14 protein-coding genes are annotated in these 17,724 nt (G+C 67.0%); 10 read left to right on the top strand and 4 right to left on the bottom strand.

What is annotated here, in order from left to right; translation table 11 throughout:
• The first annotated feature begins 370 nt into the window (after window positions 1–370).
• Window positions 371–1,171, top strand: a complete 801-nt coding sequence (locus tag P3W85_RS38875; RefSeq protein ID WP_276268714.1) for a hypothetical protein — start codon at window positions 371–373, stop codon at window positions 1,169–1,171.
• 62 nt (window positions 1,172–1,233) lie between these two features.
• Here the strand turns inward: P3W85_RS38875 and P3W85_RS38870 are convergent, their stop codons facing one another.
• Together P3W85_RS38870 and P3W85_RS38865 are read right to left on the bottom strand one after the other, a co-directional pair.
• The gene (locus tag P3W85_RS38870; protein WP_276268713.1) at window positions 1,234–1,731 is read right to left on the bottom strand and encodes a hypothetical protein; all 498 of its coding nucleotides are present in this window, start codon (window positions 1,729–1,731) and stop codon (window positions 1,234–1,236) included.
• On the bottom strand, window positions 1,728–2,276 hold the full coding sequence (locus P3W85_RS38865; RefSeq protein ID WP_276268712.1) for a hypothetical protein: 549 nt from the start codon (window positions 2,274–2,276) through the stop codon (window positions 1,728–1,730). The genes P3W85_RS38870 and P3W85_RS38865 overlap by 4 nt, the downstream gene beginning before the upstream one ends.
• Before the next feature lie 321 nt (window positions 2,277–2,597).
• On the opposite strand from P3W85_RS38865, the gene P3W85_RS38860 reads away from it, so the two are divergent.
• Complete coding sequence (locus tag P3W85_RS38860; protein ID WP_276268711.1) at window positions 2,598–3,650, top strand: 5'-nucleotidase; 1,053 nt, start codon at window positions 2,598–2,600, stop codon at window positions 3,648–3,650.
• Window positions 3,647–3,964, top strand: a complete 318-nt coding sequence (locus tag P3W85_RS38855; RefSeq protein ID WP_017225771.1) for a YnfA family protein — start codon at window positions 3,647–3,649, stop codon at window positions 3,962–3,964. Before P3W85_RS38860 ends, P3W85_RS38855 begins: the two co-directional genes overlap by 4 nt.
• A 101-nt stretch (window positions 3,965–4,065) precedes the next feature.
• On the opposite strand, the gene P3W85_RS38850 is transcribed toward P3W85_RS38855, so the two are convergent.
• Entirely contained in the window at window positions 4,066–7,626 is a 3,561-nt protein-coding gene (locus tag P3W85_RS38850) for an indolepyruvate ferredoxin oxidoreductase family protein (RefSeq protein ID WP_276268710.1), read from the bottom strand.
• Between the two features lie 129 nt (window positions 7,627–7,755).
• Between P3W85_RS38850 and P3W85_RS38845 the strand changes: the two genes are divergently transcribed.
• The 7 genes from P3W85_RS38845 (at window position 7,756) to P3W85_RS38815 (ending at window position 17,085) form a co-directional block, all read left to right on the top strand.
• The gene (locus P3W85_RS38845; RefSeq protein WP_017227682.1) at window positions 7,756–8,703 is read left to right on the top strand and encodes a LysR substrate-binding domain-containing protein; all 948 of its coding nucleotides are present in this window, start codon (window positions 7,756–7,758) and stop codon (window positions 8,701–8,703) included.
• Between the two features lie 241 nt (window positions 8,704–8,944).
• A complete protein-coding gene (gene adh / locus P3W85_RS38840) occupies window positions 8,945–10,465 on the top strand; it encodes an aldehyde dehydrogenase (protein ID WP_017227683.1) in 1,521 nt (506 codons plus the stop codon).
• A gap of 160 nt (window positions 10,466–10,625) precedes the next feature.
• Window positions 10,626–11,654, top strand: coding sequence for an alcohol dehydrogenase AdhP (gene adhP / locus P3W85_RS38835; protein ID WP_276268709.1), 1,029 nt, complete (start codon window positions 10,626–10,628; stop codon window positions 11,652–11,654).
• A 69-nt stretch (window positions 11,655–11,723) separates the two neighbouring features.
• A complete protein-coding gene (locus tag P3W85_RS38830) occupies window positions 11,724–12,116 on the top strand; it encodes a DUF779 domain-containing protein (protein WP_276268708.1) in 393 nt (130 codons plus the stop codon).
• Window positions 12,117–12,566: 450 nt separating this feature from the next.
• A complete protein-coding gene (locus tag P3W85_RS38825) occupies window positions 12,567–14,798 on the top strand; it encodes a TonB-dependent siderophore receptor (protein ID WP_276268707.1) in 2,232 nt (743 codons plus the stop codon).
• 93 nt (window positions 14,799–14,891) lie between these two features.
• Window positions 14,892–15,953: a PstS family phosphate ABC transporter substrate-binding protein gene (locus P3W85_RS38820; RefSeq protein WP_276268706.1), complete on the top strand. Its 1,062-nt coding sequence runs from the start codon at window positions 14,892–14,894 to the stop codon at window positions 15,951–15,953.
• 7 nt (window positions 15,954–15,960) lie between these two features.
• The gene (locus P3W85_RS38815) at window positions 15,961–17,085 is read left to right on the top strand and encodes a PstS family phosphate ABC transporter substrate-binding protein (protein WP_276268705.1); all 1,125 of its coding nucleotides are present in this window, start codon (window positions 15,961–15,963) and stop codon (window positions 17,083–17,085) included.
• A gap of 40 nt (window positions 17,086–17,125) precedes the next feature.
• Here P3W85_RS38815 and P3W85_RS38810 read toward each other — a convergent pair.
• The coding region (locus tag P3W85_RS38810; RefSeq protein WP_276268704.1) for a helix-turn-helix domain-containing protein at window positions 17,126–17,724 on the bottom strand (599 nt) is incomplete at its 5' end.

Genomic DNA, 17,724 nt, shown 5'->3' with positions numbered 1-17,724 from the left:
GTTCATTGTAGGAATGGAACTGCCGCAGAAGCTGCCGAAATGGCACGCGATACCGCCCCCTGGCAGCGCAGCGTGCTGCGCCCTGGCCGGTCGCAGCGCGCTTGTGCCGATCGGCCGCGAATGCATGGGTTCTGGCGCGGATCCGATACACCACCGGCAAGTTCGAACCACCCTGTCCTGTCCGGGCGAAACCCATGAGGAAGCACAGGAAAGAGACGGGCATCCCGGACCGTCATACCCCCCGAAAGAGCACTGTAGTGCACGAATCGAATTTGCTAAGGTTGCCGCCCGCGTTGTGCCTGCTCGAGGCACAACGCCATACAAAACGGAGACGGAACAGATCCGTCCGTGCGCACAGGGAACGAATCACATGAAGTTGTCCACATTTCTGAGCGCAGCAACGCTCTCAGGCAGCCTGTTGCTTGCCGCCTGCGGCGGCGGCGGCGACAGCGGCTCGAATGCCGCAGCACTCGCCGCGGTGATCCCGGCCAATACCTCGGCGGAGGGAATCTATGCGAGCGACAAGGCGAATTCGTCCGGCTACTCTACCGCCGCTTTCGTGCTGGAGAACAACGAGTTCTACCTGATCTATGCCAAGAGCGGTGCCAAGGGCGATGCCGACCTGGGGATGGTCCACGGTGTCGGGACGGCAAGGAACGGCTCCTTCTCCTCGTCTGGCGCAACGGACTACAACTTCACCACGCTGGCCAGGACACCGGCCACGCTGTCGACCGGCTACACCACCAAGTCCAGTTTCAACGGCAGCTTTTCCGGACAGGCCCGGACGCTTGGCTTCGCCGCAAGCTATGACAAGCTGTACGATACGCCGGCGTCCCTCAGTGCAGCGGCGGGTACCTACGCGACCGCCAGCGTTTCCGGCAGCGGCGGTACCGCGGCGCTCATGACCATCGCCACCGACGGCACGCTTGCGGGCTCGTTTCCCGCTGGCAACGGAACCTGCAAATTCACCGGCTCGCTCGTTCCCCGGGCGTCCGGGAAGAATTTCTTCAATATGACGGTGGCTTTCGGCGGTGCGCCATGCCCGCTTGGCACATCGGCGACAAACGGCGTGGCCGTGGCGCTGGCCCAGGGAAACCAGACGGCGCTGTTTGCCGCCAGCGTCCTGGCCGATGGCAGCAATGCGTTCGTGGTGGTGGGCAGCAGGATGTGAGGGAGTACGAGGGGGCAGTACGGAATCGTACCCGGCGCCGGACCAGGGCGCCCGCCCGGCTCCTACTGCAGGTTGCCCCAGCGCGGCACCGCCGGCTCCGCCGCCGCCCACTTCCAGCCCGCGTCCTGCCGGCAGGCGGTGGTCAGGAACCAGGCGCGCTGCTGCCTGGCATCGTCGTCCACCGAGAACAGCGCTTCCCGGCACTCCGCCAGCGGGGTACGGATGACCCGCACCACGCGCACCCAGCCATGCTCGTTGGCGTAAGGCAGGGGATGGCGGATTTCCCAGCGCTGCTGCTGCTCCACCGGCATGGCGCCGATGGTGGCGGCAATGCTGTCCTGCTCGGCTTGCTGCCAGTTGCGGAACACGTATTTGGCGCCGGCATCCGCCGCGGCGCTCACGCCGATGGCGACCCCGGCGGCCAACGCGGGATTGCCCGTCACCGCGCCGGTCGCCACCCCGGCCACCGCCCCGGTCAGGTCGCCCACCGAGGCGCAACCGCCGGCGATGGCCACCGCAAGCATGGGCGCGAGGACCCGCAATGCGCGGCAGCGCCTCATTGCAGCGACCCCCAGCGCTCCGTTGCGGGCTCGGCCGAGGCCCACTTCCAGGCCTGGCCGTCACGGCAGATCGCCGCGATATAGAAGGCGCTGGGCTTGCCCGGCTCGTCCACGGAGAAGACGATCTCCTTGCACGGCAGGGACTTGCCGCCGATCTCCCGGCTGACCGTGACGCGTCCTTGCTCCGCGGGCTCGAGCGGCACCGCGTGGTCGGTCTTCCAGTTCGCCACGGCGTCCACGGCCAACGGGCCGGCGGCCTGGGCGATACGGTCCTGCGCCGCCGCGTGAATCCGGCGCTGGCTGTATTGCAAGGCCGCGCGGGCGCCAGCCTGCACGCCCAGGCCGATGCCGGTCGCCACCGCCGCGTTGTCGGTCACCGCACCGGCCACGGCCGCGCCGGCAATACCTGCGCCGGCCGCCGTACCCTCGCTGAGCAGGGAACTGCAGCCCGTGGCGGACAGGCAAAGGGCGAGCGCGGCGGCAAGCGCGGCCGGGCCGCGCAGGCCGGATGCGATCCGGGTGGCGGCGGAGTCAGGAGTATTCATCAGTATGCGGGTCGGGAAAGGCGTGCCGGCCACTGCGGGCTCGCCGGCGCGTTGCGGAGAACGCGCGGGCAGCAGGGACATCAGGGAGTACGGCGGTGAAGAAGAATGCAAGGGCGATGCCGGAGTGCATGGCCGGCGCATTCGCAAATGCGGGCCAGCATACCCGCGCGCGCTTCCGTGACAAAGACCAAAAATGTCAAAGATTGTAAAAACGAGCGCGCTCGACCCGTTCGCCAGCGGCGGGGCCATCCACACCGCGTCCACACCGCGCCCACCCTGCGCGCCACGCCGATCCTGGTTCGTCTGCCCTTATACTGCCGCATGGCCTACGATCTCACCGACAAACTAGTCATCGGCATCTCGTCCCGGGCGTTGTTCGACCTCGAGCGCGAGAACGGCATCTATCAATCCGAGGGCGTGGCGGCTTACTGCGCCTTCCAGCGCCAGCATGAGGACGAGCCCCTGCAGCCCGGCACAGCCTTCCCGCTGGTGCAGGCACTGCTCGGGCTCAACAACCTGATTCCCGGCCGGCGGCTGGTGGAAGTGGTGGTGATCTCGCGCAATTCGCCCGACACGGGGTTGCGCGCCTTCAATGCCATCGAAACCCACCGGCTCGATATCACCCGCGCGGCCTTCACCGGCGGCGAGCCGATCGCGCCCTACCTGAAGGCCTTCAAGGTCGACCTGTTCCTTTCGCGCGAAGCCTCCGATGTGCAGGCGGCCATCGACGGCGGCGTCGCCGCGGCGCAGCTCTACGCCGCGCCTGCCGGCTATCACGCGCCGGCCGGCCAGATCCGCATCGCCTTTGACGGCGACGCGGTGCTGTTCTCGCCCGAGTCCGAGCAGATCTTCAAGCAAAAAGGACTGGAAGCCTTTATCCGGCACGAGCAGAAGCACCGCCACAAGGCCATGGCCGAGGGGCCGTTTGCCAAGCTGCTGCTCCGGCTGGCCGAGATCCAGTCGCATTTCAAGCCCGGGCAGTGCCCGGTGCGCATCGCCATCGTGACGGCGCGCAACAGCCCGGCCCACACGCGCGTGGTGCATACCCTGCGCGCCTGGAACGTCAGCATCGACGAAGCCTTCTTCCTGGGCGGACTGCCCAAGGACCAGGTGCTGCAGGCCTTCGGCGCCCATATGTTCTTCGACGACCAGGAGGGGCATGTGGCGCTGGCATCGGTAGTCGTGCCGTCGGGACGGGTGCCCTACAAGGGGGGAGAACTGGGCGGGGGAAAACGGCGGCCGGCCGCGCGCAAGCGGGTGGGCCACGCGGCCGAAGCCAACGATCCGGCGCCGGCGGATGCATTGCAACGGGGCGCGGATGAAGGCGGACCCGGGCAGACCGCCAAGGCCCCCACCACCACGCCCGCCGCATGAAGATCTTTGCCCTCTACCTCGTCACCGCCTGCGCGGAGATCCTGGGCTGCTACCTGCCCTACCTGTGGCTGCGCCAGGGTGCGAGCGCCTGGGTACTGCTTCCCGGCGCGCTGTCCCTGGCGCTGTTCGCCTGGCTGCTGTCGCTGCACCCGGATGCTTCCGGACGGGTCTACGCGGCTTACGGCGGCATCTATATCGCGGTAGCCATCGTCTGGCTGTGGCTGGTGGACGGCGTGCGGCCCAGCCCCTGGGACATGGCGGGCGTGGCGGTGGCGATCGCCGGCATGGCGATCATCGTGTTCCAGCCGCGCTGAGGCGCCGCGGCCATGGCGGGACGGGAAGCCCGGGGGCGCAGGCCGGGCCCGGGTTCGCCACCGGGCAACCGGCCGCTTCCGCCCCCCGGCGCCGGCCCGGCTCAGGCCGCCGCGCGCGCCACCTTGCCGCGGTACTGCGCCAGCAGCTCAGCACGCCGCGCCGCCGCCTTCTCCATATTCGCTTCCTTGACATGGCCAAAGCCGCGGATGTCGTCGGGCAGGCTGGCCAGCGCCAGCGCCGTGTCCAGGCGCTGCGCGTCGAGCGTGGCGGCGAACTCCTCCGCCATGGCGATGTAGTCCTCGATCAGCCGGCGTTCCGCACGCCGCTCGGCGGTCTTGCCGAACACGTCGAAGGCAGTGCCGCGCAGGCCCTTGGCGCGTGCCAGCAGGCGGAAGCCCGTCAGCATGGCGGGGCCGAAGCGGCGCTTGACCAGGTGGCCACGGGCGTCGCGCTTGGCGAGCAGCGGCGGCGCCAGGTGGAAGCCGAGCTGGTAATCGCGGCCGGGTTCGCCTTCGAACTGGGCGCGCAGCTTGTCCAGGAATGCCGGATCGGCATACAGGCGCGCCACTTCGTACTCATCCTTGTATGCCATCAGCTTCGCCAGGTTGCGCGCCACGGCCTCGGAGAGCGGCAGCTTCGAACCGGCGCCGACCCGCTTCTCGGCGGCACGGATGCTGTCCACCACGGCCCGGTAGCGGGCGGCGTAGGCCGGATTCTGGTAGGCCGTGAGCATGGCCTCGCGCTGGCGGACCAGGCTGTCCAGGGTTTCCGGCATGGCCACCACCTGGGCACGCGGCGGGGTCTTCAGCTGCGCGCTCAGGGCGGCCTCGCCGTGGTGGGCCAGGTAGCGGCCCCACTGGAAGGCCAGCAGGTTCTTGTCCACCGACACGCCGTTGAGTTCGATCGCCCGCACCAGGCTGTCGCGCTGCAGCGGAATCCAGCCCTTCTGCCAGGCAAAGCCCAGCAGCAGCGGGTTGGAGTAGATCGAATCGGCCAGCAAGGTCACCGCCCAGGCATTGGCGTCGATGAACACGCAGGCCTCGCCCACGCTGGCGCGCAGGTCCTGCTCGGCCGAGGCGCCGGGGAATTTCCACTTCGGGTTGTGGATGAACTCCGCGGTGGGCGTGTTGGCGCTGTTGATGGCGGCCGCCGTCACGCCCGCCCGGGTCTTGGACAGCACCTCGGACGAGGCCGAGACGATGGCGTCGCAACCGATCACCAGCCGCGCCTCGCCCATGGCGATGCGGGTGGCGTGCAGCGCGGCCGGGGTGGGCGCGATCTGCACGTGGCTGATCACCGCGCCACCCTTCTGCGCCAGGCCCGCCATGTCGAGCACGGTCACGCCCTTGTTCTCCAGGTGCGCGGCCATGCCGAGCAGGCCACCGATGGTGACCACGCCGGTGCCGCCCACGCCGGTGACCAGCACGCCGTAGGCGCGCTCCAGCGCCGGTAGCGCCGGTTGCGGCAGCGCGGAGAAATCGGCCCCGGCCCCCTTGCCGCCCGCGGCGGCGGGCTTCTTGACCTGCGCGCCTTCGGCCGTGACGAAGCTCGGGCAGAAGCCGTTCACGCAGGAGAAGTCCTTGTTGCAGGACGACTGGTTGATCTTGCGCTTGGTGCCCAGCGGCGTTTCCAGCGGTTCCACCGACAGGCAGTTGGACTTGACCGAACAGTCGCCACAGCCCTCGCAGACGGCGTCGTTGATAAAGGCGCGCTTGGCCGGGTCCGGATAGGTGCCGCGCTTGCGGCGGCGGCGCTTCTCGGTGGCGCAGGTCTGGTCGTAGATCAGGACGGTAACGCCGGCGGTATCGCGCAGCTGGACCTGGATCTCGTCAAGCTTGTCGCGGTGATGCACGGTGACGCTGGCGGGCAGCATGCCGCCGTCGCCATACTTCTCTGGCTCGTCCGTCACCACCACGATCTTGCTGGCGCCTTCGGCCAGCACCTGGTGGGCGATCTGCGGCACGGTCAGCACGCCGTCCACGGGCTGGCCCCCGGTCATGGCGACCGCATCGTTGAACAGGATCTTGTAGGTGATATTGGCCTTGGCGGCGATGGACGCCCGCACGGCCAGCAGGCCGGAGTGGAAGTAGGTGCCGTCGCCCAGGTTGACGAACACATGCTTCTCGCCGGTGAAATGCATCTGGCCGGTCCACGCCACGCCCTCGCCGCCCATCTGGCTGAAGGTGTCGGTATTGCGGTCCATCCACAACGTCATGTAGTGGCAGCCGATGCCGGCCATGGCGCGCGAGCCTTCCGGCACGCGGGTGGAGGTGTTGTGCGGGCAGCCCGAGCAGAACCAGGGCTTGCGCTCCACGGCGATGCGCGGGCGCGCGGCTTCGCGCTCCTTGGCTTCGATCAGCGCCACGCGCGAGGCGATGCGCTCGCGCACGTCGGCGGGCAGGTCGCTCTTCTCCAGGCGGGTGGCGATGGCCTTGGCGATCAGCGCCGGCGACAGTTCATAGTGCGCCGGCAGCAGCCAGTTGCCGCGCGGCACCGACCATTCGCCGCCGTGGTTGCCGCGTTCGTCGAACTTGCCGTAGACCTTGGGGCGCACGTCCTCGCGCCAGTTGTAAAGCTCTTCCTTGAGCGCGTATTCGAGGATCTGGCGTTTTTCTTCCACCACCAGGATCTCTTCCAGCCCGGTGGCGAACTCGCGCGCGTCATGCGCGTCCAGCGGCCACACGCAGCCCACCTTGAACACGCGGATGCCGATGCGGCGGCAGGTATCGTCGTCCAGGCCCAGGTCCGACAGCGCCTGGCGCACGTCGAGGTAGGCCTTGCCCGCGGTCATGATGCCGAAGCGCGCATTGGGCGAATCCAGCACCACGCGGTTGAGCTTGTTGGCGCGCACGTAGGCCAGCGCCGCATACCACTTATGGTCCTGCAGGCGCGCTTCCTGCACCAGCGGCGGATCGGGCCAGCGGATATTGAGCCCGTCCGCGGGCATGGCGAAGTCCTGCGGCAGCACGATCTTCACACGCTCGGGATCGATGTCGACCGAGGCGGTGGATTCGACCACGTCGGTCACGCATTTCATCGACACCCACAGGCCGGAGTAGCGGCTCATGGCCCAGCCGTGCAGGCCATAGTCCAGGTACTCCTGCACATTGGAGGGATACAGCACCGGGATGCCCGAGGCCATCAGCACGTGCTCGGACTGGTGCGCCACGGTGGAGGACTTGGCCGCGTGGTCGTCGCCGGCCAGCAGCAGCACGCCGCCGTGCTTCGACGATCCGGCCGAGTTGGCGTGCTTGAGCACGTCGATCGAGCGGTCCACGCCCGGGCCCTTGCCGTACCACATGCCGAACACGCCGTCGCGGGTGGCGCCGGGGAACAGGTTGACCTGCTGCGAGCCCCACACGGCGGTGGCGGCCAGGTCCTCGTTCACGCCCGGCTGGAAAACCACGTCGCTGGCGGCCAGGTGCTTCTTGGCCTTCCACAGCGCCTGGTCCACGCCCCCCAGGGGGGAGCCGCGATAGCCGGAGATAAAGCCCGCGGTATTGAGCCCGGCGGCACGGTCGCGCGCCTTCTGCAGCATCGGCAGGCGCACCAGCGCCTGGGTGCCGCTCAGGTAGACGCGGCCTTTTTCCAGGGTGTATTTGTCGTCCAGGGATACCGACGCTAGCGCGTCTTGCTGGGCTGGGGATAGGGGTGCATTCATGATGCTGTCTCCGTACGCTCTTGTCGCTTATGGCTTGTGGGCTGTTGCCGAGTGTAGGAAGGCCGCACGATATCGTAAAATCACGAATTCAGAGAGCTGGTATCTGAAAAACACATAGCTGGGGATGACATGGCGAAAGAACGGCACGGAAAGGGCGATGGCGGGCAGCGCATTGCCAAGGAAATCACGCTGCGGCAGTTCCGCTACTTCGCCGCGGCGGCGGAGACCGGCCAGTTCTCGATGGCGGCCACGGCCGAGCATGTGTCGCAATCGGCCATTACCAATGCCGTGCTGATGCTGGAGCAGCAGCTCGGCGTGCGCCTGTTCGACCGCCTGCCCCACGGCGTGGCGCTGACGGCCGAGGGCCACCGCCTGCACCAGCGCGCCCGGCAGATCCTGGACGCCGTGCAGGACACCCTGCGCGAGCCGCGCTTCCAGGCCCACAACCTGCAGGGCAAGGTCCGGCTGGCGGCGTCCTATACCGTGCTGGGCTACCTGCTGCCGGGGCTGCTGGCGCGCTTTCGCACCAACTACCCGGATGTGGACTTCGACCTGCACGACATGGACCGCCCGGGCATCGAGCAGGCGGTGCTGTCGGGCGAGATCGAGCTCGGCATCGGCCTGCTGTCCAATTTCGAGAAGCTGCAGCGCTTTGCGCATCACACGCTGATCCGCTCGCGGCGGCAGTTGTGGGCATCCCCGTCGCATCCGCTGCTGGCCCTGCCCCGGCTGACGCTGAAGGACATCGCGGCGCATCCCTACATCCTGCTCACGGTGGACGAGGGCGAGCGCTCCACGCTGCGCTACTGGCGCAGCAAGCGGCTGGCGCCGACGATCGCCTTTCGCACCAGCGCGATGGAAGCGCTGCGCGGGCTGGTGGCGCACGGCTTCGGCGTGACGGTGCTGTCCGACATGGTGTACCGGCCCTGGTCGCTGGAAGGCCGGCAGATCGAAGCCCGGCCCATTGCCGACGGCGTGCCGGACATGGAAGTGGGCCTGCTGTGGCAGCCCGGGCGCAAGCTGGAAAAGCCGGCCGACGCCTTGCGCGAGTTCCTGATCCATACCAGCGGCAGCTGAGCCGCGCTCCGCTGTGCCATTGCGCCACAGCGCCACACGGCTGCCACCCGGCACACTGCTCCAGATTGGAACACCCCCGCGCCGCGTGACACACCGGCAGCGGCGAGCATCAGCGGTTTCGCGCCGCTGCGCCGGATTTCCAGCGCGCTCGCGCCATCGCGACTGCCAGGCACGGCTTTTGCGGATGGATGGCAGTGCGACACATCGGGCCGCACATCAGACATCACTAACGGAGCGAGACATGAACATGGCGGAAATCGCCCAGCTGGGCGTTGCGTATCCCTACAAGGAACAGTACGAAAACTTTATCGGCGGCGCCTGGGTGGCCCCGGCCGATGGCCAGTACTTCGAAGCGATCTCGCCGGTCACCGGCAAGACCTTCACACGCGTGCCGCGTTCCAACCAGAAGGACGTGGACGCCGCGCTCGACGCCGCGCACCGCGCCAAGGGCGCCTGGGGCCGCACCTCCACCACCGAACGCGCCAACATCCTGAACCGCATCGCCGACCGCATCGAGGCCAACCTGGTCACGCTGGCGGTGGCCGAAACCATCGACAACGGCAAGCCCATCCGCGAAACCACCGCGGCCGACCTGCCGCTCGCCGTGGATCACTTCCGCTATTTCGCCGGCTGCATCCGCGCGCAGGAAGGCGGCATCTCCGAGATCGACCACGACACCGTGGCCTATCACTTCCATGAGCCGCTGGGCGTGGTCGGCCAGATCATTCCGTGGAATTTCCCGCTGCTGATGGCCACCTGGAAGCTGGCTCCCGCGCTGGCCGCCGGCAACTGCGTGGTGCTCAAGCCCGCCGAGCAGACCCCGGCCTCGATCCTGGTGCTGATGGAAATCATCGGCGACCTGCTGCCGCCGGGCGTGCTCAATGTCATCAACGGCTTTGGCCTGGAAGCGGGCAAGCCGCTGGCCTCCAGCCCGCGCATCAGCAAGATCGCCTTTACCGGTGAAACCACCACCGGCCGGCTGATCATGCAATACGCCTCGCAGAACCTGATCCCGGTCACGCTGGAACTGGGCGGCAAATCGCCGAACATCTTCTTCGAGGATGTACTGTCCGCCGACGACGCCTACTTCGACAAGGCGCTGGAAGGTTTCGCCATGTTCGCGCTGAACCAGGGCGAAGTCTGCACCTGCCCGTCGCGCGCGCTCATCCAGGAGTCGATCTACGATCGCTTCATGGAACGCGCGCTCAAGCGCGTGGCGGCGATCAAGCAGGGCCACCCGCTCGACAAGAGCACCATGATCGGCGCGCAGGCCTCGCAGGAACAGCTGGAAAAGATCCTGTCGTATATCGACCTGGGCAAGCAGGAAGGCGCGCAATGCCTGATCGGCGGCGAGCGCAACGCGCTCGGCGGCGATCTCTCCAGTGGCTACTACGTCAAGCCCACGGTGTTCGCCGGCAACAACAAGATGCGCATCTTCCAGGAGGAAATCTTCGGCCCGGTGGTGTCGGTGACCACCTTCAAGGATGAAGAGGAAGCACTGGAAATCGCCAACGATACGCTCTACGGCCTCGGCGCCGGCGTGTGGACCCGCGACGGCGCACGCGCCTTCCGCATGGGCCGCGGCATCCAGGCTGGCCGCGTGTGGACCAACTGCTACCACGCCTACCCGGCGCATGCGGCGTTTGGCGGCTACAAGCAATCCGGCATCGGGCGCGAGAACCATCGCATGATGCTGGACCACTACCAGCAGACCAAGAACCTGCTGGTCAGCTACAGCCCCAACGCACTCGGCTTCTTTTGATCCAGCGCAAGGACGGGAGCGCCCCTCGCTAGCGCGGGGCGACGCGCCCATGCCATGATCAGAAGAGCGCCCGCCATGCCGGCCTGGCCGCATGGCGGGCGTTTTTGCCAACCGCATCGATAGATCGAGACATCGAGACATCGAGAGTTCAGGAGTCGACATGACAGCAACGATGAAAGCCGCCGTGGTGCGCGAGTTCGGCGCCCCGCTCACGATCGATGAAGTACCGGTACCGCAACCCGGCCACGGCCAGATCCAGGTCAAGATCGAAGCCTCCGGCGTATGCCACACCGACCTGCACGCCGCTGAAGGCGACTGGCCGGTCAAGCCCACCCTGCCCTTCATCCCCGGCCACGAAGGCGTGGGCTATGTGTCCGCGGTGGGCGCGGGCGTGACCCGCGTGAAGGAAGGCGACCGCGTCGGCGTGCCCTGGCTCTATAGCGCCTGCGGCTATTGCGAGCATTGCCTGCAGGGCTGGGAAACCCTGTGCGAGCAGCAGCAGAATACCGGTTACTCGGTCAACGGCGGCTATGGCGAATATGTGGTCGCCGATCCGAACTACGTCGGCCTGCTGCCTGACAGCGTCGGCTTTGTGGAAATCGCGCCCATCCTGTGCGCGGGCGTGACCGTCTACAAGGGGCTGAAAGTCACCGATACCCGGCCTGGCCAGTGGGTCGCGATCTCCGGCATTGGCGGCCTGGGCCACGTTGCCGTGCAATATGCGCGCGCCATGGGCCTGCGCGTGGCCGCCGTCGATATCGACGACAAGAAGCTCGAACTCGCGCGCAGGCTCGGGGCCGAGCTAACGGTCAACGCGCGCACGGCCGATCCCGCCGCCTATCTGCAAAAGGAAATCGGCGGCGTGCACGGCGCACTGGTGACGGCGGTCTCGCCCAAGGCATTCGGGCAAGCCATCGGCATGGTCCGGCGCGGCGGCACCATCGCGCTGAACGGCCTGCCGCCGGGAGACTTCCCCACGCCGATCTTCGACGTGGTGCTCAAGGGCATCACCATCCGCGGCTCCATCGTCGGCACCCGCAGCGACTTGCAGGAGTCGCTCGACTTCGCCGCGCACGGGGCGGTCAAGGCAACCGTCTCCACGGCGCCGCTGGAGCAGATCAACGACATCTTCACGCGCATGCGCGCCGGTGATATCGAAGGCCGGGTCGTCATGGACTTTGCCGCCTGAGATCGGCAGCACCCGGACGTTTGCAGCCATGACGCCTGCCAACGAAAAGAAAAGACGAGGAGCCCCCCGATGCCGGACACCAACGCCCCCGACGCCGTGCAGCGCGTCATTGCCACTCCCGCCGCGCTGTCACTGATAGCGCGGCTGCGCGCGCAGCACGGCGCGTTGATGTTCCACCAGTCGGGCGGCTGCTGCGACGGCAGCGCGCCGATGTGCTATCCGGACGGCGACCTGATCATCGGCCAGGCTGATGTATGCCTTGGCGAGATCGGCGGCGCAAAGTTCTACATGACACGCGCGCAGTTCGAGTATTGGCAGCACACGCGGCTGGTGATCGATGTGGTGCCGGGGTCGGGCGGCATGTTCTCGCTGGAGGGTCCGACGGGGCTGCGTTTCCTGACGCGCTCCGAGCTGTTCAGCGACGAGGAGGCGGCGCGGCTGGCGCGGGAACCGGCGCCTTGAGGCGGAAATTCGATCGATTTCATCGCTGTAGCCGTACCAGCCTGACGGCAGCCGGCATCACTGTAATCGCTTGGCGGCCGGACCCGGCTACCGGAAAATCCGAGGACGTCATGCGCCCCGATCAAGCGCGCTCGCGATGCCTGGCCGTACGGATCTATTCAGATTTTTCTTAAACCCTTTGCACATGGTTTTGCCAATGCAAAAGAGAACGGCCCTGGCTCTTGTTAAAAAAGACGGGGTCATGGTAAATTGCCAATTGACTCCGAAAAAGTCATCAAAGAACGCGATCTGCAGCCGTGACCGAACCGCGCCGCATCGATGACAACGCGTTTTTCCCTGTGATCCAATCAACAGGGATCCTTCACAGCCAGCGACTGCCTCCACCATCCGCGGTGCATGGGCAAGTGTGTCAGCCAATATCTCCACTGTTTGTATTGAGAGATCGACTGCATGCTGCATGGCGAAGAATTTCACCTGGTAGATAGACTATATGAGCGGCATCACAGCTGGCTTTGCCGCTGGCTGCGCGGCTTGGCTGCGCGCGCTGCACCGCGCCGCATCTCTCTTCGATCCAGCCTGTCGCTGGCATGCCTGGGCGCCACACCCGTCTGGGCCCAGCCAATCAATGACGCGGCCACCACGCTCCCATCGGTGACCGTCAAGGCGCGATCGGATTCCGGCGAGTCCGCCGCGCAAGGCTACCAGGCCCGCAGCGCCTCGGTCGGAACGCGTACCGACGCCCCGTTGCTTGAGGTACCGCAGTCGGTGAACGTGGTGACGCGCGAGTATTTGCAGGACCGCGCGCCCACTGCGCTCGACGAGGCGCTCCTTGGCATCAGCGGCGTCAAGCAGGGCAACACGCTCGGCGGCACCCAGGATTCGATCCGCAAGCGCGGCTTCGGCACCAACCGCGACAACTCGATTTACCGCGACGGCATGCAATCGGTGCAGGCGCGCAACTTCACGCCCACGACCGAGCGCATCGAAGTGCTCAAGGGTCCTTCCTCGATGCTCTATGGAATCCAGGATCCGGGCGGCGTGATCAACGTGATCACCAAGAAGCCGCTGCTGCAGCGACAGGGCTCGGTCTCCGCCTGGGGCACCAGCTTTGGCGGCGGCGGCGCGCAACTGGATCTCGCCGGTCCGATGGGCAGCAACGGTCTGGCCTATCGGCTGATCGCCGATGAGCAGCGCTACGACTACTGGCGCAACTTTGGGAACATCCGCCAACAGGTGATCGCGCCCTCGCTGGCCTGGTACGGCGGCGCCACGAACGTGATCGCGGCTTACGAGCACATGGAGTACTCGGTTCCCTTCGATCGTGGTACGCAGATCGACACCCGCACCGGCAAAGTGCTCGCCATTCCTCGCTCGCGCCGGTTGGACGAGCCATTCAACATCACCAGCGGGCGGTCGGATTCCCTCACGTTGCGGCTGGACCATCGCCTGTCGGACGCCTGGTCGCTGCGCGCCAACTACGGCTATAGCAGCAACTATTACAACGACTACCAGGCGCGTGCGATGTCGGTCGATGGCGTCACGGGCCGACTCACGCGCCGAGGCGATGCCACGCGCGATGCGCGCCAGGATGCGCACGTGTTCTCGGCCACCTTGCTGGGCAAGCTGCGCGCCGGCGGGACGGCGCACGAACTGCTGATGGGCGTCGACTACCTGCGCAACTACCGTTTCCTTGGCGACCTGATCCGGGACCGGCCCAGCAACACCCGTTTCAACATCTACAACCCGGTCTATGGGCAGATGACGCTGCCCAGCATGGTCAGTGCCGCTGACAGCGACCAGACCGACAAGCTGCGGTCTGCGGCCCTGTTCATCCAGGACACGGCATACCTGGGCGACCGGTGGATCGTCACTGGCGGCCTTCGCTACGACAAGTACGACGAGCTTACCGGCAAAGGCAGGCCTTTCCGGACCAACACCCATGCCAACGACGGCAAGGCCGTGCCGCGGCTGGGCGTCACCTACCTGCTGCGGCCCCAATGGTCGGTGTACGGGAGCTACGCCAAGTCTTTCCGGCCCAACACCTCGATCGCGACGCCCATCGGCGACCTGCCGCCGGAACAGGGCACGGCCTGGGAGTTCGGCACCAAGTGGGTCGGTGAAGACCTGACGGCGACCGCCGCCGTCTTTGATATCACCAAGAGCAACGTGCAGACCAATGTGCTGATTGACGGCCTCTACTACACCCGGGTCACGGGCCGGGCGCGTTCGCGCGGCTTCGAGTTCGACCTCAACGGACGGCTCACCTCTGCCCTCAGCATTGTCGCCAGCTATGCCTACGCGGACGCCAGGACGACCGAGGACCCGATTCTCAAGGGCCAGCCACTGGACGGCGTGTCCAGGCATACCGCATCGGTCTTCCTGACGCGCGGCTTTGGCACGGTAGGCGCAGGCCGCCTGCGCGCTGGCGCGGGTATGCGGGCGTTCAGCAAGTGGGGAGCCGGCGATGGAAGAGGCAAGGTGTACCACCTGCCGGGCGGCGCGGTCGCGGACGCGTTCATCGCCTACGAGATGCCCATGTTCGGCCAGCGGGTGAATCTGCAGTTCAACGTGAAGAACCTGTTCGACAAGACCACTTACACCTCAAACAGCGGCCTGGGTTCGCCGGCGATCGCGATGGGCGAGCCGCGCCAGTTCGTGGTCCGGGCCAGGGCCGACTTCTGATCGCCGTGATGCAACGCTTTTTTTATCGGCCAGCGTTGGCCAGCGAGCCAGCCTGGGCCCTCTCTTCTTCCGACCTCCACCACTAACGCGACGATGACAAGATCCGAACCCTCCCAAATTGCCAGATGCCTCGCCGCGCTCGGTCTGGTGCTGGCTGCCGCGAGCGCGCACCCGCAGGATCCGGGGGCGGCGAACCGCCGGCAGGTCGATCCCGGCCTGACGGCCTATCTCCCGCAGCCGGCCGCACCGGCGCCGCAGGCGGAGTACCTGACACGCGACGGCGCCATCCGCATCGGCGGCGCCGATCACGTAAAACACATCGTCGAGGGCTTCAATGCACTGTATGCGCAGCCCCATCCCGGCACGCGATTCCAGATTGAAGGAAAGGGAACGTCGAGCGCTGTGCCGCTCCTGATGTTCGGCAAAACGCTGTTCGGCGCGATGGGACGCGCGATCAATCCGCAGGAAGCGGTTCCCTTCCGAAAGATCGTGGGACAAGACGCACTGGAGATCCGCGTCGCCCACACCTCGGACGACACCTCGGAACACCTTGCGACATCGCTGGCGGTCTACGTCCACCGGAGCAATCCTCTCACGCAGGTGAGTGCGCGCCAGCTGGCTCGTGCGCTGACTATCGGCAACCCGGAGGGCGACCTCTCCCGCTGGGGACAACTGGGCCTGAAAGAGACCTGGGCAAGCCGGGCCATCCACCCCTATGGCACACCGGAATACACGGGCTTCGGCACCTATCTGCAAAGGGCGCACCTGCGAGGCTTGCCCCTGGCCCCGGGCTACGAGCAATACGGCGGCAGCGGCCAGATCCTGCAACGCCTCGCAGCCGATCCGGCCGGTATCGCGGTGGCAGCCATCGGCCAGGAGAGCGCCCAGGTGAAGGCCCTGGCCATCGTCTCCGAGGACGGAAGGAACGTGACCACCGGAACATCGGCGGAGGTGGCCTCGCGCGCCTATCCGTTGGGGCGCCCCCTGTACTTCTACGTGCGCAAGGAACCGGGGAAGCCGGTCGACCCCGTCACCCGGGAATACCTGCGCCTGGTTCTGTCGCGCGAAGGTCAGCAGATCATCGCCAGCCAGCCCCGCGGCTACATCCCTCTTGACGCTGAACAGGCTCGGGCCGAACTGGCCAAGCTCGATTGACCACACCATGCAATCCGACCCAAGCAAGAACATGAACATCCATCCGGATCCAGTGGACCGGGACCGCCGCGGCCTGCTCCTGCTGGGCGCGGCAGCGCTGGCCGGCTGCGCCGCGGCACAGCCTGTGACGATGGCCCCTCCTCTCGCCACCTCCGCCACCTCCGCCACGCTGCCGCCTTACGATCCCCGGCCGGTCTCCATCCCTGCTGGCGCACCCTATGTGCTGCGCGACGGCAGCATTTCCATCGTCGGCAATGATGGGATGGAAGACCTGATCAAGGATCTCAACGCCCTCTTCGTCCGCACCCATCCCGGATTGCGCTTCACGCTGCGCATGGAAGGCTCCTCGGTTGGCATGCCGGCGCTGACCGCGGGTGCCACGTTTCTCGCGCCGATGGCGCGCGACCTGTGGGTGTCGGACCGCAATGCCTTCCGCCAGATCCATGGCCATCTGCCGACTGCCGTGCGGATCGGCTACAGCGGCCATGGCCCGAGGCCCCCGGCGAAGACGCCGCCAGCCGTCTACGTGCATGCGGCCAACCCGCTGAAGGGACTCACCATCAAGCAGCTCGCGCAGATCTTCACTGCGGGATCACCCGAGGGCGATTTCAACACCTGGGATCAATTAGGCGTGGCAGGCGAATGGACGGGACGCCGGCTGCACGTCTACGGCCTGCGCGACAATGGCGGCTTCGCCACCGGCATGCGGGAGGTCCATTTCCGGGGCCAGCCCTTCGCGGCGCGCTACGAGGCGCTCCCATCGCGCGAGGCGGTCATTCGGGCCATCGCGGCCGACGCTTATGGCATTGGCCTGGTCGGGTGGATCGATGCATCCCGAGTCTCCACGGCAGTGCGCGTGCTTCCCCTGGGGCTCTCGGCATCCGGCCCGTACTACAGTCCCGCCATCGAGCATGTCGCTGGCGGCATGTATCCCCTGTCCGCGGCGGTCCAGTTCTACGTCAACAAGATGCCCGGCCAGCCGCTTGATCCGCTGGTCAAGGAATACCTGCGCCTGGCCCTCTCGCGGGAAGGCCAGGCCCTGGTCGCGAAGCAGACGGATTCCGAAGAGGGATACGTACCACTCAGCCGGAAGGACCTGGCGTCGCAGTTGGCCCTGCTGGAGGGCCTGTAGATGCCGCACGCAGCGATGGAAGCCTGCAGAGGCCGATTGGTCAACCGGCCCGCTTCAGGCGCCGGTAGATGGTGTTGCGCGACAGCCCGAGTTCCCGCGCGGCGAGGCTGATATTGCCGCCGTGGCGCGCCAGCGCCTGGCGGATCATGGCGGCTTCCCTGTCGCGCAGCCGCTCGGGGAAATCGCCCGCCGGCCTGGGCTCGGGCGTTACCGGCACCGCCTGCACCGGGGCCACATGGCGGTTCGCCGGCGATGCAGGCGGCCCGGCCTCGGGCTCCGCCAGATCCTCCATGAAATCCTCCGGCAAGTGCTCGGCGCAAATCTCGTCCTCGCCTTCGGCCATGATGGCCGCGGTGCGCAGCACATTGACCATCTGGCGCAGGTTGCCCGGCCAGGGATGGCGCTGGAAGCGCGCCAGCACATCGGCGACTACGCGGCGCGGATGCGCGTGGCCGCCATCCGCGCCATCCGCCTGCACGAGCTGCTGCGTGAGGATGCGGTCCACCAGTACCGGGAGATCGGTGCGCTCGCGCAGGGCAGGCAGCGTCACCGCCAGCGCATTGATGCGGTAATAAAGATCCTCGCGGAAGGTACCTGCCGCGATCATTGCGCGCAGGTCGCGGTGCGTGGCGCAGATGA

The sequence above is a fragment of the Cupriavidus basilensis genome (genome assembly GCF_029335485.1).
Lineage (GTDB): Bacteria > Pseudomonadota > Gammaproteobacteria > Burkholderiales > Burkholderiaceae > Cupriavidus > Cupriavidus basilensis_E.
This window is presented reverse-complemented; position numbering and strand designations above follow the sequence as displayed.